The organism is Bradyrhizobium sp. 1(2017) (assembly GCF_011602485.2).
Lineage (GTDB): Bacteria > Pseudomonadota > Alphaproteobacteria > Rhizobiales > Xanthobacteraceae > Bradyrhizobium.
Map to the genome: position 1 here is coordinate 1,550,902 of NZ_CP050022.2, position 23,740 is coordinate 1,574,641.

Here is a 23,740-nt window from a genome sequence, read left to right on the forward strand (position 1 = left end):
CGTCATTCCGGGGCGTCGCGAAGCGGCGAGCCTGGAATCCATAACCACGAAGGGCAGCGATGAAGCGGCGGGCCCGCTACCTCTTCTTCCAGCCACCCCTTCGCCCCGGCGCGCCGCCCGTCGACTTCGGCGCCGGTCCGAACTCCGGACCCGACTGCCTCGAATCCGTCGGCTGGATGATCCGGCTGGTGCCGCCGAATGGTTTTGCCGGCAGCGCGCGGGTCTCGCGGTAGGGTAGGGATTCCGGGCCGTGCATCTCGTCGAGATGTGGCTTGTGCACCTTGGAGCCGCTGCCGCCGCCGCTCGCCTTCAGGGCGGAGCTGACGGTTTTCTTCTTCATTGCGCTGACCGGGAGGTTCGCGGCGTCGCCGTACTTCTTCGTTCCCGCGTACGCGCCGGCCTTGCCCTGCACGGTACGCTGCTTGGCGGTGGGATCGTCGACCACGGCGAGTTCGGTGGCGCGCAGGCGCTTGACCTCGTCGCGCAGCCGCGCGGCTTCCTCGAAGTTCAGATCGGCGGCCGCCTCGCGCATGCGGGTTTCGAGATCGGCGAGCACGGCTTCAAAGTTGTGGCCGATCGAGATGACGTCGTCGGTCATGTCGTGGCCGCCGACCTCGATCAGCACGTGGTCGCGCTCGTAGACGGAGTTGAGGATGTCGCCGATCTGCTTCTTCACGCTCTCCGGCGTGATGCCGTTGGCGGTGTTGTATTCGACCTGCTTCTCGCGGCGGCGGTTGGTCTCGGCGATGGCGCGCTCCATCGAGCCGGTCATCTGGTCGGCATAGAGGATCACCTTGCCGTCGACATTGCGCGCGGCGCGGCCGATGGTCTGGATCAGCGAGGTCTCGCTGCGCAAAAAACCTTCCTTGTCGGCGTCCAGGATCGCGACCAGCGCGCATTCGGGGATGTCGAGGCCTTCGCGCAGGAGGTTGATGCCGACCAGCGCGTCGAAGGCGCCGAGGCGGAGATCCCTGATGATCTCGATGCGCTCGATGGTGTCGATATCCGAGTGCATGTAGCGGACGCGGATGCCCTGCTCGTGCAGATATTCGGTGAGGTCCTCCGCCATGCGCTTTGTGAGAACCGTGATCAGCGAGCGATAACCGGCCTGCGCGGTGGCGCGAACCTCGCCCACGAGATCGTCGACCTGGGTGCGGGCGGGGCGGATATCCACCGGGGGATCGATCAACCCGGTCGGGCGAATGACCTGCTCGACGAACACGCCGCCGCTCTCGTTCAGCTCCCAGCCGCTCGGCGTCGCCGACACCGCGACGGTCTGCGGCCGCATCATGTCCCACTCCTCGAAGCGCAAGGGGCGGTTGTCCATGCAGGAGGGCAGGCGGAAGCCGTACTCGGCCAGCGTCGCCTTGCGGCGGAAGTCGCCGCGGAACATGGCGCCGATCTGCGGGATGGTGACGTGGCTCTCGTCGGCGAAGATCAGCGCGTTGTCGGGGACGTATTCGAACAGCGTCGGCGGCGGCTCGCCGGGACGGCGTCCGGTGAGGTAGCGCGAATAGTTCTCGATGCCGGCGCAGCTTCCGGTCGCCTCCATCATCTCCAGGTCGAAGGTGGTGCGCTGCTCCAGCCGCTGCGCTTCCAGCAGGCGGCCCTGGTCGTGCAGCTGGTCGAGCCGCTGCTTCAATTCGAACTTGATCGACTTGATCGCCTGCACCAGCGTCGGGCGCGGCGTCACATAGTGCGAATTGGCGTAGATCTTGATGAATTCGAGCTCGTCTTGCTTGTGGCCGGTGAGCGGATCGAACTCCTCGATATTCTCCACGGTGTCGCCGAACAGGTTCACGCGCCAGGCGCGGTCCTCATAGTGCGCCGGGAAGATGTCGATGACGTCGCCGCGCACACGGAAGGTGCCGCGGGTGAAATCGGCCTGGGTGCGCTTGTACTGCAGCGCGACGAGGTCGGCGATGAGCTGGCGCTGGTCGATGCGCTCGCCCTTCTTCAGCGCAAACGTCATCGCGGTATAGGTCTCGACCGAGCCGATACCGTAGATGCAGGACACCGACGCCACGATGATGACGTCGTCGCGTTCGAGCAGCGCGCGCGTCGCCGAGTGGCGCATGCGGTCGATCTGCTCGTTGATGGACGAATCCTTTTCGATGTACGTGTCCGTACGCGGGACGTAGGCTTCCGGCTGGTAATAGTCGTAGTAGGAGACGAAATACTCGACCGCGTTGTCCGGGAAAAAGTTCTTGAATTCGCCATAGAGCTGGGCGGCGAGCGTCTTGTTCGGCGCGAGGATGAGGGCGGGGCGCTGCGTCGCCTCGATCACCTTGGCCATGGTGTAGGTCTTGCCCGAGCCGGTGACGCCGAGCAGCACCTGCGAACGGTCGTTGCGATCGACGCCCTCGACCAGCTCGGCGATCGCGGTCGGCTGGTCGCCCTTGGGCTCATAGGCCGACTTGATCTCGAACCGCACGCCGCCTTCGGACTTTTCCGGGCGCGGCGGCCGGTGCGGCGTCCAGACCCGCATCGAGCCGTCGTCCTTGCGGAACTCCGGGCGGCCCTCGCGGATCAGCGCCTCCAGCGCATCCGCGGTGGCCTTGACGCCCAGCGCCTCCATCTTGCTGCGCGGCGGCCGCGCCAGCGCCTCGGCGTCATCTTCCTCGGTCGGAAGCCCGAGCTGCCGCGCCAGTTCCGGATCGAGCTTTGGAATCGTGGCCGAGGTTCCGTAATTGGCCTGCGGTGCCTCTTCCAATCCGGTCAGCTCCGAGGACTGGCGCGCGCCCGGCGGCTGAGGGTTGGGCCGCAGCGGCATCGGCCGCGTTGCATCCTGTGGAAACTGCTTTTGAAGGTCTTTGGGCGTCGAGGCGCGCGCGCGATGCGCGGCGGCCTCGCCCCCGGAGCGGCGATCGCGCGAATTGTCCGGCGGCGGCTGCAGGCCGGTGCCCGATCCCAGGCCGGCATCGCCGCGATTGATCGCGGGATTGAGCAACTCGGCCAGCGCCGGCCCGATCGGCTGCACGTCGGGGCGATGCGCCTTCGAGTTCGGAGCCTTGGTCTTCGGAGATTTGCCGGATTTTTCGGGGGATGTAGGTTTCTTCGCCATGGGGCGAATATGGGACGAGTCCGCCCCGCAATAAAGGGCGAATGCCCGTCGTCACGCAGCCTGCTGACAGCAGGTTGGCAGCAGCCTCGAGGCTCACGCCGCCGGCAGCGGCCCCTGGTCGTCCCCCGCCGCGACGTGCGGCTCGAGGACGTCGAGATGGATGCCACCGCAATCGGTGCAGCGCATGGTCCAGTATTCGCATCCGGCGCGGCCGCCGATCACACGAAGCACCATGAGATCGCCGTGGCATTCCGGGCAGTTCGACAGCACGGCGCGGCTATAGATGCGCGGACGAACTCCGTCGGTCTCGACGATTGACATGACCGGTTCCCCCCTTTGCGCCGCGTGCCTCCCTGGTCCGCTTGCGGACCGTCGCCTATTGGTCGTCGGCCCGCCGGCGGAAGCGGTCGATGTGGTGCTTGGCATCAGCAATCGCGGCGTTCTGATCGGGCCACGCGAAACCGACTTCCATGGCCGGAAACAGCACGCCGTCGATGGCGACTGGACTGAGATCGGCGCGGCGGATGCGGGCGTGCCAGAGGCCTTTGCCAGCCTCGAAGGATTCGATGTCAAAGCCGTCGTAAAGGGTCGTCATTCTTGTCGGTCCCACGTTTTTTCGGAGGAACAAGGGACCACATTCGCGTGACTTCGAATGTGAAGCCGTTCACAAGTGACAGGGTTTTTATCGAGGAACCGTCAAGGCCTCAGTTCCGCGTCGCAGCACGGCCGTGTCGCCTGACTGGGCGGGTTGCGGGTTCGGCTGCCGCCCTCATGATCCAGCGGCGGAACGCGGCGAAGTCGCGCTGCTCGGTCTGGAAGCTGCGGTAGACGAGATACCAGCGCATGCCCTTGGGCACCGAGAGATCGAATGGCGCGACCAGGCGTCCGGCGGCGAGATCGTCGTCGATATAGGGTCGGATGCCCATGGCGATGCCGAGCCCGTCTGCGGCCGCCTGCAGCGCCTGGCCGTAGAACTGGAACTCGGGCCCGCGCGCGTTAATGCGCGCCAGGTTCGCGGCCTTGAGCCAGATCGGCCAGTCCTCGGGCGAATGCGCCACGCGGATCAGGCTCGGCCCCCTGAGATCGGCCGGGCGCTTCAACCCGCTGGCAAGGCGCGGCACGCAGACCGGCGTCAGATCGCCGGCGAACAGCGGCTCGGCGACGAGGCCGGGCCAGTCGCCGGTGCCGAGCTTGATGCCGCAGCTCCAGTCCTCGCCGAACGGCACCGAGGCGCCGCCGGTGGTGAAGCGCACCTCGATGTCGGGCTCCTCGCTGCGAAACTCCGACAGGCGCGGGATCAGCCAGCGCATCGCGAAGGTGTGGCCGACGCCGATGGTGAGCACGCGCACGCTGGAGGGCGCTGTCACCTGGGCGGTCAGGCTCGCCAGTGCATCGAAGATCGGCGTCAGTCCGCTTTGATAGGCGCGGCCTGCCTGCGTCAGCACCAGCCGGTTGGCCTTGCGCTCGAACAGCGCGAGGCCAAGCCGTTCTTCCAGCAGATGCACCATGCGGCTGACGGCGGCGGCCGAGACGTTGAGCTCGAGCCCGGCCGCGGCAAAGCTGCCGGTCCGCGCCGCCGCCTCGAATGCCTTGATGCCGTTGAGAAACAGCAGCCGCCGCAAATGTCTAACCCTCAGGAAAGCTGATGCAAGGGCAACATAACTCAGTTTGCGAGGAAGGGGCAAGCGAGGCACGTTCTCCTCCGTCTTTCCCCGACAGGAGCCCCCGTCGTGACGCCCTTCATGATCGCTGCCCTCGGATTGCTGTTGGTCGCAACCGCGTTCCTGTCGGGGCTGTTCGGCATGGCGGGCGGGCTGATCCTGATCGGCGCGCTCCTGGCCCTGATGCCGCTACCGACCGCGATGGTGCTTCACGCGATCACGCAGATGGCCTCGAACGGCTGGCGCGCCCTCCTGTGGCGGGCGCATATCCGCTGGCGGCCGGTGGCGAATTATCTGGTCGGCTGCGCGGTCGCGCTCGCAGTGTGGTCGCTGACCCGTTACGTGCCGGACAAGCCGGTGGCGCTGCTGATGTTGGGCGCCACGCCGTTCATGGCGCGGCTCCTGCCCGCGAACATCAAGCCGAACCCTGATAGCGTCTGGCAGGGCACCGTCTATGGCACCATCTGCATGGGCTTGATGCTGATGACCGGCGTCTCCGGCCCGCTGCTCGACACTTTCTTCCTCGGCGGCGATTTCGGCCGGCGCGAGAAGGTGGCGACCAAGGCGATGTGCCAGCTCGTCAGCCATTTCACCAAGCTGCTCTATTTCGGCGGCATCATCGACCAGGCGGCGAGCCTCGATCCCGTGCTCGCCGGCGTCGCGATTGCAGCCTCGATGCTCGGCACCACGCTGGCGCGGCGCATCCTGGAGGCGATGACAGATCAGCAATTCGTGGCCTGGTCGAACAAGCTGATCACGACCATCGCCTGCTACTACGTCGCCTATGGCGGCTGGCTCTTGGTTCGCACGCCAGTGCTGGCCGCCTTCGACCAGGGAGGTCTGCCATGAGCTGCAACGCCGATCCGCTGGTGCTGGATTTCGTCGAATGGGTCGCACGCGAGCCGCGTGCCTATGCCGAGGTGATCGCGACCTGGAAGACCTCGTGCCCCCGCCTCACCATCTGGGAAGACGCCACTGAGCGCGGCTATGTCGTGCGTCAGACCATGCCGGGAATCGGGCTGACCATTGCGGTGACACAGGATGGTGAACGGTTGCTGCGCACGAATGGGCGGTAACGCGCACTTCCGCCCCCACATCGTCATTGCGAGCGCAAGCGAAGCAATCCAGAATGTTTCCGCGGCGGTAGCCTGGATTGCTTCGCTGCGCTCGCAATGACGGAACATCAATATGTCACTCAAACTCTTCGAACTCGTCGGCACCGACGCCGCGCGTCCGTTCAGTCCGTATTGCTGGCGCACGCGGATGGCGCTGGCGCATAAGCACTTGACGGCGCAATCGCTGCCCTGGCGCTTTACCGAAAAGAGCGCGATCGCGCCGCATGGCTCCGAGAAAGTCCCCGTGCTGCTGCATCACGACCAGCCCGTGGTCGATTCCTGGACCATCGCGACCTATCTCGAAGACAAGTTTCCGGATCGTCCGTCGCTGTTCGGCGGCGAAGGCGGCCGCGCAATGGCGCGCATGATCAACGCATGGGGCGACATCGCCATCGTCGGCGGCATCTTTCCTCTGATCGTCGCCGACATCCCGAACAATCTCGCCGAGGCCGATGCTGCCTATTTCCGAAAGTCGCGCGAGGCGCGGTTCGGCGGCAAGAGCCTGGAAGACGTCATGGCGAGCCGCGACGCCGGCGTGGTCGCCTTCCGCAAATCGCTCGAAGTGATGCGGCAGACGCTGAAGAAGCAGCCCTATCTCGGGGGTGCCGCGCCGAACTACGCCGACTACATCGTGTTCGGTGGCTTTCAATGGGCGCGCGTGGTGAGCCCGTTCAAGCTGCTCGAAGCGGATGATCCGATTTATGCGTGGCGCGAAAAGCTGCTCGATGCATTCGACGGCATGGCGCGAAAATCGCCGGGGCATGTGGTGTAGGGCGGGTTCTTCCTCGTCGTCCCGGCGAAGGCCGGGACCCATACCGCGTGATCTATCGAGTGCGGATGGTAGGAGTACCGAACGGCGAATCTTCGCCAAACGTATCCCTGTGGTTATGGGTCCCGGCCTTCGCCGGGACGACTCTCGAATGTGTGGCGCGCGCTCTCGCGTCTAACGGGCGGCGTCCGCCGCCTTCCGCAAGCACTCCCGGCATAGGCAATCCTCACCCTTCACGGGCATCGGCAGCCTTGCCGTCTCCTCCGCGCACCAGCAGCTGCCCGAGAGGTCGCAGCCAAACTCGGTGCCGCAGCGGGAGCAGGCGAGGCGGCGGGGTTCCGGCAACGCGGATTGTTTCGGAATTGTCATGATTTACGTCGAGGCTTCGCCGTCATTTTCATGTCGGGTTCATCTGTCGCTACGGTATATTAGGCGTTGCGCACGCAGCAGGAAAGCGGCTCCCGGCGCGTGAAGGACAGATCAATGGCCCGCGATTCGCAAGCCGCCCTCGTTGCGCTCAACCGCTTCGGCTTCGGCGCCCGCGGCGGCGCATCCGGCGATCTCATCAACGCGGCCTCCGATCCGCGCGGCTTCGTGAAGGCGGAGCTCGCGCGCCCCAACGGCGTGCTGCTGGAAGCGCCGGGCCTGCAATCGACGCCGCAGCTGGGGCAGGCGGTGTTCGCCTATCAGGACCAGGTCAGACAGGCGCGCGAGGCCGCCAAGGAAACTGCCAAGGAAACTGCCAAGGAAACGGCCAAGGAAACCGCCAAGGCCGCAGCGCCCGCTGAATCGCCGGCACAAGCGCCTGCCGATCAGAAGCCGGCGTTGCGCCGCAATCTCTCGCTCAACGCAGCGGCGGAGATCACCGGCCAGATGGCCGATGCCAAGCCCGCCGAGAACACCGTCAAGCCCGAGACCATGCAGCCGAACGCCGCGCCGCCCGCGGCAAAGCCCGCGCCGCAGCCGCTCAACGTGATCCAGAAGACCTTTCGCGCCGAGGCGCTGGCGCGCCTGCAGCGCGCGACCCTCGCCGAATGCGGCTTCACCGAGCGGCTGGTCGCGTTCTGGTCCAACCATTTCTGCATCTCCGCAAGCAAGGGCGAGCTGACGCGGATCTGGGCCGGCGCCTTCGAGCGCGAGGCGATCAGGCCGCATGTGCTCGGCCGCTTCGCCGACATGCTGAAGGCCGTGGAGCAGCATCCCGCGATGCTGTTCTTCCTCGACAACCAGCAATCGCTCGGTCCGGATTCGCGCGCGGGGCAGAACCGCAAGCGCGGGCTGAACGAGAATCTCGCGCGCGAGATCATGGAGCTGCATACGCTCGGCGTCGGCGGCGGCTATACGCAGGAGGACGTCACCTCGCTCGCGCGCATCATCACCGGCTGGACTTTTGCCGGACGGCAGGGGCAGTTGGGCCCACCCGGCTCCTTCGTGTTCAACGCCAATGCGCACCAGCCGGGACCGCAGATCCTGCTCGGCAAGACCTACGAGCCGACCGGCCTCGCACAGGGCGAGGCCGCGCTCGCCGACATCGCGCGCCATCCCGCGACCGCGAATTTCATCGCCACCAAGTTCGTCCGTCACTTCGTCGCCGACGATCCGCCGCCGGCGCTCGTCGCGCGCCTGCGAGATGTCTTCGTCAGAACCGACGGCGACCTCAGGGCGATGGCGATCGCGCTGGTCGATTCCGATGAAGCGTGGAAAGCGCCCCTAACCAAGATGCGCTCGCCTTACGAATTCCTGGTCGCGAGCGGCCGGCTGCTCGCGCGGGTGCCTGAGGATCCGGGCCGCTATCTCAACGGCCTCAACCTGCTCGGGCAGCCGCTATGGTCGCCGGCCGGGCCCAATGGCTTTCCCGACACCAATGCGGCCTGGGCCGCGCCTGAGGGCATGAAGCTCAGGCTCGACATCGCGGCGCAAATCGGCTCGCGGCTCGGCAGCAATATCGATCCGCTCGACCTCCTGGAATTCGCGGTGGCGGATGCGGCCTCCATCGAGACACGGCGGACCGTCGAGCGCGCGGAGTCGCGGCAGCAGGCGCTGGCGTTGCTGCTGATGTCGCCGGAGATGCAGCGGAGATGACGATGATCGATTGCGTCGAGAACCGGCTCCTCACCTCGCGGCGCGGCTTCCTGCTCGGCGGCGCCTCGTTCGCGGCCTGGGCCTATCTGCCGAAATTCGCGCGCGCGGCGGACGGGCGCGATCCGCGCCTGGTCGTTGTGATCCTGCGCGGTGCGCTCGACGGGCTTGCGACCGTCGCCCCCATCGGCGATCCCGATTATGCGGGCCTGCACGGTTCGATCGCGCTGACGGCGGATGGCGCCCATCCCGCGATCAGGCTCGACAGCTTCTTCGCGCTGCATCCGGCCATGCCGGAATTTGCGCGCATGTACCGCGACCAGCACGCCGCGGTGATCCATGCGGTGGCGACGCCCTATCGCGACCGCTCGCATTTCGACGGCCAGGATGTGCTCGAAAGCGGCTATGCAGGTCCGGGCCGCGTGCAGTCCGGCTGGCTCAACCGCGCGCTCGAAGCGCTGCCGCGCGGCGAGCGGGTGTCGAGCGGCCTTGCGGTCGGGCCGACCACGCCGCTGGTGCTGCGCGGCAATGCGCCGACCGTCGGCTGGGCACCGGTCGCGCTGCCGCAGGCCGACGAGGACACCGCGATGCGCCTCGCCGAGCTCTACCGCCATCGCGATCCCGCGCTGGCGATGGCCTTGTCGCAAGGTCTTCAGCTCGACAAGGCCGCTGCGGGCAACGACATGAAGCCGAAAGTCGGCAATCAGGCTGCGCAGATGCGCCAGGTCGCGCGCGGCGCGTCGAAGCTGATGGCGGCCGATGACGGCCCGCGCATCGCGGCACTCGCCTTCGACGGCTGGGACACGCACGCGAACGAAGGTGGCCCTGTGGGCCGTCTCGCCTTCCTGCTCGGCGGTCTCGACGGCGCACTGTCCGAATTCGAGAGCGGGCTCGGCACGCGCTGGCGCGACACCGTCATCGTCGTCGCCACCGAGTTCGGCCGCACCGCGCGCATCAACGGCACCGACGGCACCGATCACGGCACCGGCACGATCGCGCTGCTCGCCGGCGGCGCCGTGAAGGGCGGCCGCGTCATCGCCGATTGGCCGGGCCTCAAGCTGGCCAACCTCCATGAAGGGCGCGACCTCAAGCCGACCACCGACCTGCGCTCTGTCATCAAGGGCGTGCTGCAGGAGCAGTTCGGCCTGTCGGATCGCGTGCTGGCGGAGACGGTGTTCCCGGACAGCGCGGGAGCGCGTCCGATGAAGGGGCTGGTCGTGTAAATCGTCATTCCGGGCCCGCGCCTTGCGGGGCGACAGGGAATGACGACATGATGAGCCGAACATCAGGAGAAACCGCACCCATGTACATCGCCATGAACCGCTTCCGCGTCGCCAAGGGTTCCGAGGCTGCCTTCGAGCAGGTCTGGCTTTCGCGCGACACCCATCTCGACAAGGTGCCGGGCTTTGTCGAATTCCATCTGCTGCGCGGGCCCGAGCTCGAGGACCATACGCTCTACGCCTCGCATACGGTGTGGGCGAACCATGCCGCGTTCGAGGCCTGGACCAAGTCGGAGGCGTTTCGCGCGGCGCATCACAAGGCGGGCGACAACAAGCCGCTTTATCTCGGCCATCCCCAGTTCGAAGGCTTCGAGGTGATGCAGACGGTGGGGCGCGGCGCGAAGTAGCGCGCCGCAGAGTCTAGCCAGCCGAGTTCAGCCAAGCGTGATCTTGTCGATCTCGGCGAGATCGTCGGGGCTGAGCTTCCAGGCGATCGCCTTGACGTTCTGCTCGACCTGCTCGACGCGGGTGGCACCGGCGATCACGCTCGACACCTGCGGGCGGCCGGCGAGCCAGGAGAAGGCGAGCTCGAGCATCGAGTGCCCGCGCGCGGTCGCGAAAGCCTGCAGCTTCTCGACGATGTCCTCGTTGCGCGGCGTGACGTAGCGGTCGCGCAGCCGCGCCACCTTCCCGAATCGGGTGTCGTCGGGCGCGGCTTCGCCCTTCCTGTATTTGCCGGTGAGAAGCCCGCTGGCGAGCGGGAAGAACGGCAACAGGCCGAGCTTGTATTCCTGCGCCGCCGGCAGCAGATCCTTCTCGATGTCGCGCACGACGAGTGAGTATTCGTCCTGGCACGACACGAAGCGCGTGGTGTTCATCGCGCGCGCAACATACTCGGCTTCCGCGATCCGCCAGGCCGGAAAGTTCGAATTGCCGATGTAGCGGACCTTGCCCTGGCGGACGAGATCGTCGAGCGCGCGCAGGCTCTCCTCGATCGGCGTCAGCGGATCATAGTCGTGCTGCTGGTAAAGATCGATGTAGTCGGTCTTGAGCCGCTTCAGGCTCGCTTCCACGGCGTCCATGATGTAGCGGCGGGAGGCGCCCTGCTTGGTGCCGTCCTCGGCCATCGGCTTGGAATATTTCGTCGCCAGCACGATGTCCTTGCGGCGATCGCCCAGCACGGCGCCGAGCACGTTTTCCGAGCCGCCCATGTTCGAATAGATGTCGGCGGTGTCGAACAGCGTGATGCCGAGATCGAGTGCGCGGTGGATCACCTTGCGCGAGGTCTCCAGATCGGTGCGCTGGCCGAAATTGTTGCAGCCGAGCCCGACGGCAGAGACGCGCAGGCCGGAGGCGCCGAGGTTACGAATGTCCATGGAAGATCCCGTCAAATGAGCAGCGGCGCATTCTGACCACGGCGTGTCCGCGCAGCAAGCCGCTGGCCGCGCTGCTGCCATGCCGGCGGCGCGCACAAAAAAATGCGGCCCCTGTCAGACGCGGCGACTGACGGGGACCGCTTGGGGCGCTTGATCGGTGACGGGGGCCTGATCAGACGCAACCGCAACTTAGTCCCGGTGTGTTACGCGGCGGTGACAGGCCGGGTTATCCACAGGCCTTAAGCCGCTGGGTCAGAATATCTTGCGATAGACGATGAAGCCGGACCGCTCCGCGACCTTGTCGTACAGGCTCTGCGCCGTGACGTTGGTTTCGTGCGTTTGCCAATAGACACGCGGCGATCCCGCCAGTTTCGCCCGCTCATACACGCCATGGATCAGCGCCGAGCCGACGCCCTTGCCGCGCGCGCTTTCGGACGTGAACAGGTCCTGCAGATAGCAGGACGGCTCGATCGCGGTGGTGCTGCGATGGAAGAGATAGTGCGTCAGCCCGAGCAATCGGCCATCGGTCTCGGCGACCAGTGCATGCACCGGCTCATAGGCGTCGAAGAAGCGCTGCCACGTCATGCGCGTGATCTCGGGGGCCAGCGCGGTCGGGCCCGAGCGGCCGTAGAAGGCGTTGTAGCCGTCCCACAGCGGGAGCCATTGATCGTAGTCCTGCCTGGCGACGGCGCGAATGGTGAGCGACATGGGGAAATTCCGCGATCTTGAAGGTGCACGACGAAGCGAGGTCCTTCATACGTGATGATCGCATGGCCGATCAATCGCGCCGTTGCATCACTCCGCGACGCGCAGATACCGGATCAGCTTGCGGCTGGTGGGATCGCGCAGCGAGCGGTAGTAGTCGGCGCGCGCAGGCGCGTCGGTGTGGCGCACGAGGTCCGTCACCGGTGTGTAGCTCAGCATGCGGCCGCCATCGGGCAGCGCGGCGCAGACGAAGCGCAGCACCTCGCCGTTGCGCAAGGCGATGTTGATCGGTCTCGCGTCGCCGATCCGGACCATCTCCATGCGCTGCGCGATGAAGGTGCCGAGTTCGTCCTCGGGCAGCTCGAAAGCGCCGGTGTCGCGGCCGTGATACATCAGCGCGATGAAAGGCGGCTTGGCGTCCGCGATCTCGTCCGGCACCGCAAAATAATCGCGGAACGCGCGGTTGATGAATTCGGCCCGCGTCTCGGCATCGAGCAGCACCACGCCGATGTCGATCTGGTCGAGCGCTGCCGACAGGCGCGCAGCAGTGGCGTGGCTCTGGCGCTCGGCCGCGAACGTGCCGAGCAGCCGCCCGCGCATCAGGCCGGTGATGCCAGCGGTGGTGGCGGCCGTGATCGCCAGGAGGCCGAGCCGGACCAGATCCGCGTTGCCATAGCCGGAGACGCCGTGCTGGTGGAGGAAGATCAGCGCGGCGCCGATCACCGCCACGGCTGCACTGGTCATGGCCGAGGCGAGGCCCGACAAGGCGCCGGCGAGCGCCACGAGACAGACCAGCAGCGGCGCGGGCGAGGGAGCGGGGAGGGTGGGGGCGATGCGATCGAAAAGCATCGCCAGCAGCAGGGTTGCTGCCGTCAGAACCGGACCGGAGATCGCACGCCATCCGAGCCGCATGGGCCAGTCTCGCTCCTCCCGAACGAGGTAAGACCGCAACACTGGCCGATGGTTGCGCCGATGCGATGCGATTTCGTGCGGTGCGCTTAAGGGACGCTTGCCAGAACGTGCAAATCTTTCGGATGATTTTAGACGACGTGCGCGTGCTTGAGACGCTGGTGCAGCGGGGGAGCATTCAGCGTCGACGTGCCCGGGCTCTTGCGCATGCCGGTGAAAATCAAGAGCGATGCCGCGACCAGGATGGCCGCAGTCAGCGTGATTGCAACGACTACCACAGGTGACTTCATCGACGTCCTGCCGCGATGCCGGTCGGCGCGGGCTGCGTGACGCCTTGAAGGCTGGTCCAGGATGAAACGGGGATCAGATCGGCAGGCCCATCGCCATGGTTGCCTTGGTCGACAGCACCGTCAGGGTGACGATCAGGCATAGCGAGAGCGCGGCGACGGCGAGCGAGGCCGCGACCGCGTTGGTCAGCCGGGAAGACGCGACGGTGACGGATCGGCCCTGAAAGCCTGCCGTGCCGGACGCCCGAATCATGGGTCTAAATCCTTCAACACGCGAGCGAATCACCCGCAACTTTCCGGAATTTCCCAGCTTCAACCGGCAACATTGCGGCGGCTGTCGCGCCGAAAGCGGCGAGATTGCGGCAAAGGCGGCCCTTATGCCCGTAATTCGTGCAAGTAGGGCGGCCTGCCTGTCAGGCGCCCGCCGCAATGCTGGCGGGGTCGTCGATGTCGGCTGGGCGCCAGTCCATCGTCACGAAGCCGGGCGCAGCTTCCACGCGCTTGAGCCAGTCCCGGATCGCCGGGAAGGTCGAAAGGTCGAAATCGCAGCGCTCGGCGAGGTGGGTGTAGCCGTAGAGTGCGATGTCGGCGACCGTCAGCTGGCGGGCGGCGAAATAGGCGTTGGTCTTGAGATGGTTTTCCATGACCTGGAGCGCGCCATAGCCGCGCTCCATCCAGTCCTCCAGCGAGTGGGTCTGGAGATCGCGGCCGCCCTTGACCAGCGACAGCCAAAAATAGGCCGCGCCGATGTTGGGCTCGAGCGCGTGCTGCTCGAAGAACATCCATTGCAGCGCTTCGGCGCGGTCGATGCGGTTCTCCGGCGCGAGCGGCGTGCCGACGGCGACGTACCAGAGGATGGCGTTGGACTCGGCGAGATAGCGGTCGTCGCCGACTTCGAGCAACGGCACCTGGCCGGAAGGGTTCTTCGACAGGAAGTCCGGCGTGCGGCTCTCGCCGCGCAGAATGTCCACTTCGACCGCTTCGTAGGGCAGGTTCAAAAGCGCCAGCGCCAGGCGGACCTTGTAGCTGTTGCCGGAGCGCTGCATCGAATAGAGCTTGTACATTCTGGGAGTTCGTTTTCCGGTGATGGGAAGGCGCAGCGCTGGCTGCCCTGCAGCGCGGCTAGACAATGATGCCGATGCGAATCCGCCGCAAGAGCCAGCCCATAGAAAAACTCGAAAACCCTACCGCACTGCAGTGCCACGGAAGATCATTTCCGCGCGATGATGTGATTCAGTTCGCGCTTGCGTCAACGCGCCGGACGCATCGAGACGTGCCCTTGTGTGAGACGGGTTTGCTGCCGACGTTGGCCGCGAGAACCTCCGCATCGTCACGGCCGGGCTTGACCCGGCCATCCACGTCTCACCGGCCGCACCAAGAACGTGGGTGCCCGGGACAAACCCGGACATGCCAACCTTCTGTTTCATCGCAACACGCAAAATTGCTCCGAGGACAGGCCTTGCCTGATATGAGGGATTTGAAGGGCAAAGTTGCGAAATGTTGCGGTGACTCGTGCCTCGGCGGCCGGAATCCCTAAGTTTTTCCGGGATCGGGGCGAAGTTTCTTGCGATGCAGCGGCACACGTTTTAGGGTGGCTCATTCCCACAATCAGAGTCGTGAGGCCCAGGGCTTCACGACGCTTGTCAGGAGATGACGATGTCCTTCCTTGCCGCTGCGCTCGACCGTGTGAAGCCGTCCGCGACCATCGCGGTCACGGATAAAGCACGCGCGCTGAAAGCGGCGGGCCGCAACGTCATTGGCCTCGGTGCCGGCGAGCCCGACTTCGACACGCCCGCCAACATCAAGCTGGCTGCGATCCGCGCCATCGAGGCGGGCAAGACCAAGTACACCGCGGTCGACGGCATTCCCGAGCTGAAGGACGCCATCATCGCCAAGTTTCAGCGCGAGAACGGTGTCGCCTACAAGCCGAACCAGATCATCGTCGGCACCGGCGGCAAGCAGGTGCTCTACAACGCGCTGATGGCAACCATCAATCCGGGCGACGAGGTCATCATCCCCGCGCCGTATTGGGTCAGCTATCCCGAGATGGTGGCGCTTGCCGGCGGCGAGCCGGTACCGGTGGTCTGCACTGCCGCGACCGGCTTCAAGCTCCAAGCCGAGGCGCTGGAACGAGCGATCACGCCGAAGACCAAATGGGTCATCCTGTGCTCGCCCTCGAACCCGACGGGAGCCGCCTACACGAAATCGGAGCTGAAGGCGCTTACCGACGTGCTCCTCAAGCATCCCCATGTCTGGGTGATGACCGACGACATGTACGAGCACCTCGTCTATGACGACTTCCAGTTCACCACCGTCGCGCAGGTCGAGCCGAAGCTCTACGACCGCACGCTCACCGTGAACGGCGTGTCGAAGGCCTATTGCATGACCGGCTGGCGCATCGGCTATGCCGGCGGTCCGGCGCAGCTGATCAAGGCCATGTCCACGATCCAGTCGCAATCGACCTCGAACCCGTCGTCGATCGCGCAATGGGCTGCGGTGGAAGCGCTGAACGGACCGCAGGACTTCATCCCCGCCAACAACAAGGTGTTCAAGGAGCGGCGCGACCTCGTCGTGTCCATGCTGAACCAGGCCAAGGGCATCGAGTGCCCGCGGCCCGAAGGCGCCTTCTACGTCTATCCGTCCTGCGCCGGCACGATCGGCAAGACCGCGCCGTCGGGCAAGGTGATCGACAACGACGAGACGTTTGTCACCGAGTTGCTGGAAACCGAAGGCGTCGCGGTGGTGCAGGGTTCGGCCTTCGGCCTCGGCCCCGCGTTCCGCATCTCCTACGCGACCAAGACGTCGGATCTCGAAGACGCCTGCAAGCGCATCCAGCGCTTCTGCGGCAATCTGCGGTAAACGCGCAACGACGAACTGAAAAAGGCCCGCCTCCGGCGGGCCTTTTTATTGTTTGCACGCTTATCGCCGCGCGCGATCTGGCACCGTTGCGGCTGTTGTGGCATAGACCATCGTGCATCACGGGTTGTGCGCCTCTGCTCGCACCACGTCACCGCCGGAGATATTCATGCGCCGTTCGTTCATTCTCGCCGGCCTCGCTGCGGCCAGCCTCGTTGTCTCCGTCGCTGCTGCCGGCGCGCAGCAGCGGATGGCGCGGGTCGGCGTTCTCGAATGTCGCGGCGGCGCCAGCGTCGGCTTCATCGTGGGATCGGTGACCCATCTCGGCTGCGTGCTGCGCGCCGACGGTTTGCCCGATGACCGCTATGTCGCGACCATCCGCAAGGTCGGCCTCGACATCGGCATCACCCAGGAGACGGCGCTCGCCTGGGGCGTGTTCGCGCCGGTCGACCGGCTCGGGCCCGGCGATCTCTCCGGCAATTACGCCGGCGCGCAGGGCAGCGCCTCGGTCGGCGTCGGCCTTGGCGGCAATGTGCTGATCGGCGGCTCCAACAATTCGATCGCGCTGCAGCCGCTCAGCGTGCAGGGCCAGGTCGGGCTCAACGTCGCCGCGGGCCTCGAAAGCCTGGAACTCCGTCCGGGGCGCTAAGCTTCAGCGACGGCGCTGCGCGTCCTCTCCCGGCGGCGAAGTGGAACACCGCGGCTAATCTCTAAGACGTTACACCGGATCTAACGGACGACGCACCGCAGCGACGTTTGATGCTTGCCAAATCTCGGCGACGGGCAGAGCATCGGCGTTTGCCGACCCAATCATGGGCCGAGCTCCACAAGAAGGAGGCGGCGAATGGGACAAGACGTCAGAAGTCCCCGAGGTCCACGGTGCATCGCGCTGGTGGGCCCTTTCCAAAGCGGTAAAACCACACTTCTCGAAGCAATCCTGGCGCGAACCGGGGCAATCCCGCGCGCCGGCACCGTCGATGCCGGAACGTCCGTCGGCGACGCCACGCCCGAGGCCCGTCATCACAAGATGACCGTCGGGCTCACTGCCGCCACCACGAGTTTCATGGGCGACAGCTATACCTTCCTCGATTGTCCCGGTTCCGTCGAGTTCGCCCACGACATGCGCGCCGTGCTGCCTGCGGTCGATGCTGCGGTCGTGGTCTGCGAGGCCGACGAGAAGAAGCTGCCGCAGCTTCAGATCATCCTGCGAGAGCTGGAGGAGCTGAAGATCCCGCGTTTCCTGTTCCTCAACAAGATCGACCGCGCCAATCAGCGCATCCGCGAAACGCTTGCAACGCTCCAGCCCGCCTCGCGCGTGCCGCTGGTGCTGCGCCAGATCCCGATCTGGAAGGCCGAGCTGATCGAGGGCTTCGTCGATCTCGCGCTCGAGCGCGCCTTCATCTATCGCGAGCACAAGGCCTCCGAGGTGATCGCGCTCGAGGGCGGCAATCTCGATCGCGAGAAGGAGGCCCGCTTCTCGATGCTGGAGAAGCTCGCCGATCACGACGACGCCCTGATGGAGCAGCTGCTCGAAGACATCCAGCCGCCGCGCGATGCCGTGTTCGACGATCTCGCGCGCGAATTGCGCGAAGGGCTGATCTGTCCGGTACTGCTGGGCGCCGCGGCGCGCGAAAACGGCGTGCTGCGCCTGATGAAGGCGCTGCGCCACGAGGCGCCGGGAGTGGCAGAGACCGCAAAGCGTCTCGGCGTTCCCGACACCAAGGATGCGCTCGGCTACGTCTTCAAGACGCTGCATTCGCAGCACGGCGGAAAACTGTCGCTGACGCGGCTGCTCACCGGCCATCTCGACGACGGCGCCACGCTGCAAGCCTCCTCCGGAGGCGCGGGGCGCATCTCCGGCATCCTCGCCGTCAACGGCGCCTACGACACCAAGCGTGCCTCGGCCGAAGCCGGCGACACCGTGGCGCTCGCCAAGGTCGACCCGATCAGGACCGGCGACACGGTCTCGAACGGCAAGACCCCGCCGGCAGCATTGGCCGTCGCCGAGCCGACGCCGCCGGTGCTCGCGATTTCGATCGCGGCCACCGATCGCAAGGACGACGTGAAGCTCGGCCAGGCGATGGCCCGGCTGCACGAGGAGGATCCCTCGCTCGTCGTCGTGCAGAACGCCCAGACCCACGACACCGTGCTGTGGGGACAGGGCGAGATGCATCTGCGCGTCGCCGGCGAGCGGCTGCGCGATCGCTTCGGCGTCAAGGTCAGCTCGCATCCGCCTGGCATCGGCTACCAGGAGACCATCCGCAAGCCGATCACCCAGCGCGGCCGCCACAAGAAGCAGTCCGGCGGCCACGGCCAGTTCGGCGACGTCGTGCTCGACATCAGGCCGCTGCCGCGCGGCGACGGCTTCAAGTTCGCCGAGAAGGTCGTGGGCGGCGCTGTGCCGCGCAACTACATCCCGGCGGTGGAGGAGGGCGTCGTCGACGGACTGACGCGCGGTCCGCTCGGCTTCCCCGTCACCGACGTGCAGGTAACGTTGACCGACGGCTCCTTCCACAGCGTCGACTCCTCGGACCTCGCCTTCCGCACGGCGGCGCGGATCGGGCTCAACGAAGGCCTGCCGCAGTGCCAGCCGGTGCTGCTGGAGCCGATCCACATCGTCGAGATCGTCTGCCCGACGGATGCCACCGCCAGGATCAACGCGATCCTGTCGGCGCGACGCGGCCAGATCCTCGGCTTCGACACCCGCGATGGATGGAGTGGCTGGGACTGCGTCCGCGCCATGATGCCGGAGGCCGAGATCGGCGAGCTGATCGTCGAGTTGCGCTCCGCCACCGCCGGCGCCGGCAGCTTTACCCGCCAGTTCGACCACATGGCCGAAGTCACCGGCCGCGCCGCCGACCAGATCATCGCCGCGCATCAGCACGCGGCGTGATCCGTTAGGGCGGCAACGGCCTCTCTCCCTCTCCCCGTTCTTCACGGGGAGAGGGAGGGGCCGTTTCCGCGCATGTGGCGTTTCACGTAGGCCGCGCCCTCTCCACGCGTCATTGCGAGTGAAGCGAAGCAATCCAGGCTGTCTTTGCGGAGGCAGCCTGGATTGCTTCGTCGCAAGCGCTCCTCACAATGACGGAAGAGACAGCTCGGCAAACTCTTGCTTTCAACCGCAGTTGACGTATTTTACATCATTGTACATGCGCAGAATATCACTTATAACCCCTGGTACGTGAGGCCAAGGTGATCACGTCGTTTCAGATGCGGGCGGCCCGGGCGCTGCTCGGCATTGACCAGAAAACCCTGGCCGAGCTCGCAGGCGTGTCGCTGCCGACCATCCAGCGGATGGAAGCCAGCACCGGCAACGTGCGCGGCGTGGTCGAGACCCTGATCAAGGTGGTCGAGGCATTCGATCGGGCCGGCGTCGAGCTGATCGGCGAGCAGGCGCGCAGCGACAGCGGCGGGCGTGGCGTTCGCCTCAAGGAGCCGGGGCCGCCTCGGCGGGTGGGGGCATGATCGGGTGTTGATCATGTTCGGGATCGGGATGAGCTAGCGCATCGTCGCACGCGCGTGCTGCACGATGCACCGGAGCATTGTGGGGCCAGCGGAGCACTTTGCTGAGATGAGCATCACAACCGATCACGCAAGCGGGATGCCTCGGCTGCGCCAGCCGACCTTTGCCGAACTGTATTTGCCAAAACTCGTTACGGTCTGGCGCGAAGGCTATGGCGTCGCGGACTTTCGCGCCGACGTCTTCGCGGGCCTTACCGTCGCCATCGTCGCGCTGCCGCTGTCGATGGCGATCGCGATCGCATCGGGCGTGACACCGGACCGCGGCCTCTACACCGCCGTCGTTGGCGGCTTCATCGTGTCGCTGCTCGGGGGCAGCCGGTTCCAGATCGGCGGGCCGGCGGGTGCCTTCATCGTCCTGGTCGCGGTGACCGCGGAGCGGCATGGCATCGACGGCGTGATCCTCGCCACCCTGATGGCGGGACTGTTTCTGATTGCCGCGGGCCTGCTCCGTGTCGGCACCTACATCAAGTTCATACCCTATCCCGTCACGGTCGGTTTCACCGCCGGCATTGCCGTCATCATCTTTGCGAGCCAGCTCCGCGATCTCTTGGGGATCGCGCTCGCGGGGAAGGAGCCCAGCGAGTTCGTTCCGAAACTCGTCGCGCTCGCCGGCGGCCTCAACACGATCAATCCATCCGCCGTCGCGGTCGCGATCGTCAGCATCGCCATCATCGCCGCCTTGCGGATCTGGCGGCCGTCCTGGCCCGGCATCCTGATTGCGGTGGTCATCGCTGGGATGGCGACCGCGGTGTTCGCGCTGCCGGTCGAGACCATCGGCTCGCGCTTCGGCGGCATTCCGCGCGAGCTGCCCGCGCCGGCGCTGCCTGCCTTCTCGCTCGAGAAGGCGAGGGCCGTACTGCCCGATGCGATTGCGTTCGCGCTGCTGGCCGCGATCGAATCGCTGCTGTCGGCGGTGGTGGCCGACGGCATGACCGGGCGCCGTCACCGCTCCAATTGCGAGCTGGTGGCGCAAGGTGCCGCCAATATCGGCTCGGCGCTGTTCGGCGGCATCTGCGTCACCGGCCTGATCGCGCGCACCGCGACCAACATCCGCGCCGGCGCGCACGGGCCGCTCGCGGGCATGCTGCATTCGGTCTTCCTGCTGCTGTTCATGCTGATCGCAGCGCCGCTGGCGAGCTACATCCCGCTGGCCGCGCTCGCCTCCGTGCTCGTGGTGGTGGCCTGGACCATGGCGGAGAAGCACGAATTTGCGACGCTGCTGCGTTCCTCCTGGGGCGATGCCGTCGTGCTGTTCGCGACCTTCCTGCTGACGATCTTCCGCGACCTCACCGAAGGCATTCTGGTCGGCTTCGCGCTCGGCGCGGTGCTGTTCATCCATCGCATGGCGGAGATGACCGGCATCGAGGAACGTACGCCGCTGGTCGCGGCCGATCGTCCCGACGACGGCAATGGCGAGCGCGTGCCTTACGATCCAGCGCTTGCGGTCGATCGCGACGTGCTGGTCTATCGCATCACCGGCGCGTTCTTCTTCGGCGCCGCCTCGGCGATCGGCAGCGTGCTCGACGGCATCGCCGACCGGCGCAAGGCCTTCGTGGTCGATTTCGCCGCGGTGCCGTTTCTGGACTCCACCGCCGCGAACGTGCTCGGGCGCGTCGCTGCCAAGGCTCACCGCGCGGGCATCAGGCTGTTCATCACGGGAGCCTCGCCCGCGGTCCGCCGCGCGCTGCTCACCCATGGCGTGACGCCGCCGCGTGCGCGCTATCGCCAGAGTCTCGAGCGCGCCATTGCCGACATCAAGGGCTCTGCGCCGGCGGCCGACGAGGCTGCGGCGGACGAGCGGCGCCCGCGCGCTTGACAGACCCTTCGGGACGCGAAATGGATCGCCTCGGAAACGACCCGAGGGGAAAGATGACCGCGCCCAAGACGCCTGCAGCCTGTCTGATCGGATGGCCGGCGGCGCATTCGCGCTCGCCGCTGATTCATCATTACTGGCTGCGCACGCTCGGCATCGAGGGCGGCTATGTCATCGAGGCGGTGCCGCCCGAGGATCTCAGAGACTTCGTATTGCGGCTATCGCTGCGCGGCTTCGTCGGCGCCAACGTCACCATCCCGCACAAGGAGAGTGTGCTGGCGCTGTCGACACCCGATGCGCGCGCAACGGCGGTGGGCGCCGCCAACACGCTGTGGTTCGAGGACGGCGAGCTGCGCTCGACCAACACCGATGTCGAAGGCTTCATCGGCAATCTCGACGCCAGCGCGCCCGGCTGGGACGCGGCCGGGGAGGCGCTGGTGCTCGGGGCCGGCGGCTCCTCGCGCGCCGTCGTGTTCGGCCTCATCGAGCGCGGCATCAAGCGCATCCATCTCGCCAATCGCACCATCGCGCGGGCCGAGGCACTTGCGAGACAGTTCGGACCGAACGTGCATCCCGTGACGTGGGACGCGATCGCCGACGTCCTGCCGCGCGCAAAACTCCTCGTGAACACGACCTCGCTCGGCATGCACGGCCAGCCTTCGCTCGACGTCGATGTGGCGCGGCTGCCGCAGACTGCGGTCGTTGCCGATCTCGTCTATGTCCCGCTGGTGACGCCGCTGCTCGCGGCAGCAAGGGCGAGCGGGCTGAAGACCGCCGACGGGCTCGGCATGCTGCTGCACCAGGCCGTGCGAGGCTTCGAGCTGTGGTTCGGCCGGCGGCCTGAGGTCACTGCCGAGCTGCGTGCGCTGGTCGAGGCCGATCTCACAAAGACTTGAGAGGATCGCGGCGAATAGCACACCATCTCCGGAGTTCTACCCCGTGGGGACAATCGGAGACCGTCATGTCTGTTCAACGCGCTACTTTCACACGTCCACTTCTCGCCGTCGCGATGGTGGCCCTCTCGACTTACGGCGCCCTCGCGCAAAGGGCGCCGGTGCCGACGCGCGTGCGCGGCACGATCGAGAGCGTCAATGGCGACACCATGCAGGTCAAGTCGCGCAGTGGCGAAGATTACAAGCTTCGCATCGCCTCTGACGTGAATGTCGCGGGCGTTACCAAGATTTCACTTGCCGACATCAAGCCGGGCTCGTTCATCGGCGCGACCACGGTGCCGGGGCCGGACGGCGGCCAGAACGCGGTCGAAGTCCACGTGTTTCCGGAGAGCATGCGCGGCACCGGCGAGGGCTCGCGGCCATGGGACCTCAAGCCCAACTCCAGCATGACCAACGCGACGGTCGCCGAGAGCGTGGTCGGCAATGACGGCCACACGCTGCTGGTCAAATACAAGGATGGTGAGAAGAAGGTGTTCGTCGCCGACAATACGCCGGTCGTCACCCTCGTGCCCGGCGACAAGTCCGAGCTGAAGGCGGGTGCCAAGGTCGTCGCCTTCATGAAGCAACTGCCGGACGGCTCGTTCGAGACCAATCGCGTCAGCGTCGGCCGCGATGGCGTGACGCCGCCGATGTGATTCCTTCAGTCGGGAATAGCGGCGGTCACACGGGGTTGCCGTGTTTGACCGCCGCAACGCCCTGGAGGGTACAATCATGTCGAAGCTGAACTATCTGCTGCCACGCGCCGCCGTGACTGCATTCGCTGCCTTAATCGCCGTTTCGTCCGCCTCTGCGCAACAGGCCCCGACGGTCCGCATCCGCGGCACCATCGAGGGCGTCGATGGCAACACGCTCGGTATCAAGACACGCGAAGGCACTGACGTGAAGGTGAAGATGACCGACAACGTCGCGGTGTTTGCCGTGGTGAAGACGCAGCTGTCGGAGATCAAGGAAGGCTCCTACATCGGCGTCACCGGCATGCCCGAGCCCGACGGCACCCAGAAGGCGATCGCCGTGCACATCTTCCCTGAAAACCAGCGCGGTGCGGCCGAAGGCTTCCGTCCCTGGGATGCGCGCGCCAATTCGACCATGACCAACGCCACGGTGGCGCAGTCGGTGAAGGGCACCGACGGCCAGAACATCACGGTGAAGTACAAGGACGGCGAGAAGAAAGTCGTGGTGCCACCGGACACGCCGATCGTCACCTTCACCGCCAGCGACAAATCCGAGATCAAGCCCGGCGCGAAGCTGATCATCTTCGGCGCGGCAAAAAGGGACGACGGCTCGCTGGAGGCGAACCGGGTGAATGTCGGCCGCGACGGGATTACGCCGCCGATGTGAGTGAGCGCGGAAATTCGTAGGGTGGGTTAGGCGAAGCCGTAACCCACCATGCTTCCGCGAATGTGGACCGAAG

At 66.2% G+C, this 23,740-nt stretch carries 25 protein-coding genes; 14 read left to right on the forward strand and 11 right to left on the reverse strand.

Annotation, left to right across the window (positions count from 1 at the left end; genetic code table 11):
• Nucleotides 1–76 precede the first annotated feature (76 nt).
• From uvrB to HAP40_RS07475, 4 genes are all read right to left on the reverse strand, one after another.
• Nucleotides 77–3,064: an excinuclease ABC subunit UvrB gene (gene uvrB, locus HAP40_RS07460; RefSeq protein ID WP_166818410.1), complete on the reverse strand. Its 2,988-nt coding sequence runs from the start codon at nucleotides 3,062–3,064 to the stop codon at nucleotides 77–79.
• A 93-nt stretch (nucleotides 3,065–3,157) separates the two neighbouring features.
• Nucleotides 3,158–3,385: a hypothetical protein gene (locus HAP40_RS07465; protein WP_166818409.1), complete on the reverse strand. Its 228-nt coding sequence runs from the start codon at nucleotides 3,383–3,385 to the stop codon at nucleotides 3,158–3,160.
• Between the two features lie 55 nt (nucleotides 3,386–3,440).
• Nucleotides 3,441–3,659, reverse strand: a complete 219-nt coding sequence (locus tag HAP40_RS07470; protein WP_166818408.1) for a hypothetical protein — start codon at nucleotides 3,657–3,659, stop codon at nucleotides 3,441–3,443.
• 109 nt (nucleotides 3,660–3,768) lie between these two features.
• Nucleotides 3,769–4,686: a LysR substrate-binding domain-containing protein gene (locus HAP40_RS07475; RefSeq protein WP_166818407.1), complete on the reverse strand. Its 918-nt coding sequence runs from the start codon at nucleotides 4,684–4,686 to the stop codon at nucleotides 3,769–3,771.
• A gap of 108 nt (nucleotides 4,687–4,794) precedes the next feature.
• Here HAP40_RS07475 and HAP40_RS07480 point away from each other — a divergent pair, with 108 nt between their 5' ends.
• The 3 genes from HAP40_RS07480 (at nucleotide 4,795) to HAP40_RS07490 (ending at nucleotide 6,612) form a co-directional block, all read left to right on the forward strand.
• Nucleotides 4,795–5,574, forward strand: coding sequence for a TSUP family transporter (locus tag HAP40_RS07480; RefSeq protein WP_166818406.1), 780 nt, complete (start codon nucleotides 4,795–4,797; stop codon nucleotides 5,572–5,574).
• Entirely contained in the window at nucleotides 5,571–5,801 is a 231-nt protein-coding gene (locus HAP40_RS07485; protein ID WP_166818405.1) for a hypothetical protein, read from the forward strand. The genes HAP40_RS07480 and HAP40_RS07485 overlap by 4 nt, the downstream gene beginning before the upstream one ends.
• Before the next feature lie 112 nt (nucleotides 5,802–5,913).
• A complete protein-coding gene (locus tag HAP40_RS07490; RefSeq protein WP_166818404.1) occupies nucleotides 5,914–6,612 on the forward strand; it encodes a glutathione S-transferase family protein in 699 nt (232 codons plus the stop codon).
• Nucleotides 6,613–6,783: 171 nt separating this feature from the next.
• Here HAP40_RS07490 and HAP40_RS07495 read toward each other — a convergent pair whose 3' ends face one another.
• Nucleotides 6,784–6,978: a cysteine-rich CWC family protein gene (locus tag HAP40_RS07495; protein WP_166818403.1), complete on the reverse strand. Its 195-nt coding sequence runs from the start codon at nucleotides 6,976–6,978 to the stop codon at nucleotides 6,784–6,786.
• A gap of 114 nt (nucleotides 6,979–7,092) precedes the next feature.
• On the opposite strand from HAP40_RS07495, the gene HAP40_RS07500 reads away from it, so the two are divergent.
• From HAP40_RS07500 to HAP40_RS07510, 3 genes are all read left to right on the forward strand, one after another.
• Nucleotides 7,093–8,691 carry a DUF1800 domain-containing protein gene (locus HAP40_RS07500; RefSeq protein ID WP_166818402.1) on the forward strand — a complete coding sequence of 533 codons (1,599 nt, stop codon included), beginning with the start codon at nucleotides 7,093–7,095 and terminating at the stop codon, nucleotides 8,689–8,691.
• Complete coding sequence (locus HAP40_RS07505; protein ID WP_208024807.1) at nucleotides 8,688–9,911, forward strand: DUF1501 domain-containing protein; 1,224 nt, start codon at nucleotides 8,688–8,690, stop codon at nucleotides 9,909–9,911. Before HAP40_RS07500 ends, HAP40_RS07505 begins: the two co-directional genes overlap by 4 nt.
• An 80-nt stretch (nucleotides 9,912–9,991) precedes the next feature.
• The gene (locus HAP40_RS07510; RefSeq protein WP_008544592.1) at nucleotides 9,992–10,315 is read left to right on the forward strand and encodes an antibiotic biosynthesis monooxygenase family protein; all 324 of its coding nucleotides are present in this window, start codon (nucleotides 9,992–9,994) and stop codon (nucleotides 10,313–10,315) included.
• Between the two features lie 27 nt (nucleotides 10,316–10,342).
• Here the strand turns inward: HAP40_RS07510 and HAP40_RS07515 are convergent, their stop codons facing one another.
• From HAP40_RS07515 to HAP40_RS07540, 6 genes are all read right to left on the reverse strand, one after another.
• Entirely contained in the window at nucleotides 10,343–11,284 is a 942-nt protein-coding gene (locus tag HAP40_RS07515; RefSeq protein WP_166818401.1) for an aldo/keto reductase, read from the reverse strand.
• A 252-nt stretch (nucleotides 11,285–11,536) separates the two neighbouring features.
• Nucleotides 11,537–11,992 (reverse strand): GNAT family N-acetyltransferase, encoded by a 456-nt coding sequence (locus HAP40_RS07520; RefSeq protein WP_166818400.1) that lies wholly within the window; start codon nucleotides 11,990–11,992, stop codon nucleotides 11,537–11,539.
• An 87-nt stretch (nucleotides 11,993–12,079) separates the two neighbouring features.
• Nucleotides 12,080–12,901 carry a PAS-domain containing protein gene (locus HAP40_RS07525; protein WP_166818399.1) on the reverse strand — a complete coding sequence of 274 codons (822 nt, stop codon included), beginning with the start codon at nucleotides 12,899–12,901 and terminating at the stop codon, nucleotides 12,080–12,082.
• 128 nt (nucleotides 12,902–13,029) lie between these two features.
• Complete coding sequence (locus HAP40_RS07530; RefSeq protein WP_166818398.1) at nucleotides 13,030–13,188, reverse strand: hypothetical protein; 159 nt, start codon at nucleotides 13,186–13,188, stop codon at nucleotides 13,030–13,032.
• 73 nt (nucleotides 13,189–13,261) lie between these two features.
• On the reverse strand, nucleotides 13,262–13,438 hold the full coding sequence (locus HAP40_RS07535; protein WP_166818397.1) for a hypothetical protein: 177 nt from the start codon (nucleotides 13,436–13,438) through the stop codon (nucleotides 13,262–13,264).
• Between the two features lie 160 nt (nucleotides 13,439–13,598).
• Nucleotides 13,599–14,249: a glutathione S-transferase family protein gene (locus tag HAP40_RS07540; protein WP_166818396.1), complete on the reverse strand. Its 651-nt coding sequence runs from the start codon at nucleotides 14,247–14,249 to the stop codon at nucleotides 13,599–13,601.
• Between the two features lie 592 nt (nucleotides 14,250–14,841).
• On the opposite strand from HAP40_RS07540, the gene HAP40_RS07545 reads away from it, so the two are divergent.
• The 8 genes from HAP40_RS07545 (at nucleotide 14,842) to HAP40_RS07580 (ending at nucleotide 23,667) form a co-directional block, all read left to right on the forward strand.
• Nucleotides 14,842–16,044 (forward strand): pyridoxal phosphate-dependent aminotransferase, encoded by a 1,203-nt coding sequence (locus HAP40_RS07545; protein ID WP_166818395.1) that lies wholly within the window; start codon nucleotides 14,842–14,844, stop codon nucleotides 16,042–16,044.
• A gap of 166 nt (nucleotides 16,045–16,210) precedes the next feature.
• Nucleotides 16,211–16,690 carry a DUF992 domain-containing protein gene (locus HAP40_RS07550; RefSeq protein WP_166818394.1) on the forward strand — a complete coding sequence of 160 codons (480 nt, stop codon included), beginning with the start codon at nucleotides 16,211–16,213 and terminating at the stop codon, nucleotides 16,688–16,690.
• A gap of 195 nt (nucleotides 16,691–16,885) precedes the next feature.
• Nucleotides 16,886–18,934, forward strand: coding sequence for an elongation factor G (locus tag HAP40_RS07555; RefSeq protein ID WP_166818393.1), 2,049 nt, complete (start codon nucleotides 16,886–16,888; stop codon nucleotides 18,932–18,934).
• Nucleotides 18,935–19,233: 299 nt separating this feature from the next.
• The gene (locus HAP40_RS07560) at nucleotides 19,234–19,506 is read left to right on the forward strand and encodes a helix-turn-helix domain-containing protein (RefSeq protein ID WP_008566993.1); all 273 of its coding nucleotides are present in this window, start codon (nucleotides 19,234–19,236) and stop codon (nucleotides 19,504–19,506) included.
• Between the two features lie 106 nt (nucleotides 19,507–19,612).
• Nucleotides 19,613–21,379 carry a SulP family inorganic anion transporter gene (locus HAP40_RS07565; RefSeq protein WP_166818392.1) on the forward strand — a complete coding sequence of 589 codons (1,767 nt, stop codon included), beginning with the start codon at nucleotides 19,613–19,615 and terminating at the stop codon, nucleotides 21,377–21,379.
• A gap of 53 nt (nucleotides 21,380–21,432) precedes the next feature.
• Nucleotides 21,433–22,272: a shikimate dehydrogenase gene (locus HAP40_RS07570; protein WP_166818391.1), complete on the forward strand. Its 840-nt coding sequence runs from the start codon at nucleotides 21,433–21,435 to the stop codon at nucleotides 22,270–22,272.
• 65 nt (nucleotides 22,273–22,337) lie between these two features.
• Nucleotides 22,338–22,964: a hypothetical protein gene (locus tag HAP40_RS07575; protein WP_166818390.1), complete on the forward strand. Its 627-nt coding sequence runs from the start codon at nucleotides 22,338–22,340 to the stop codon at nucleotides 22,962–22,964.
• 76 nt (nucleotides 22,965–23,040) lie between these two features.
• Nucleotides 23,041–23,667 carry a hypothetical protein gene (locus HAP40_RS07580; RefSeq protein WP_166818389.1) on the forward strand — a complete coding sequence of 209 codons (627 nt, stop codon included), beginning with the start codon at nucleotides 23,041–23,043 and terminating at the stop codon, nucleotides 23,665–23,667.
• The last annotated feature ends 73 nt before the right edge of the window (nucleotides 23,668–23,740 follow it).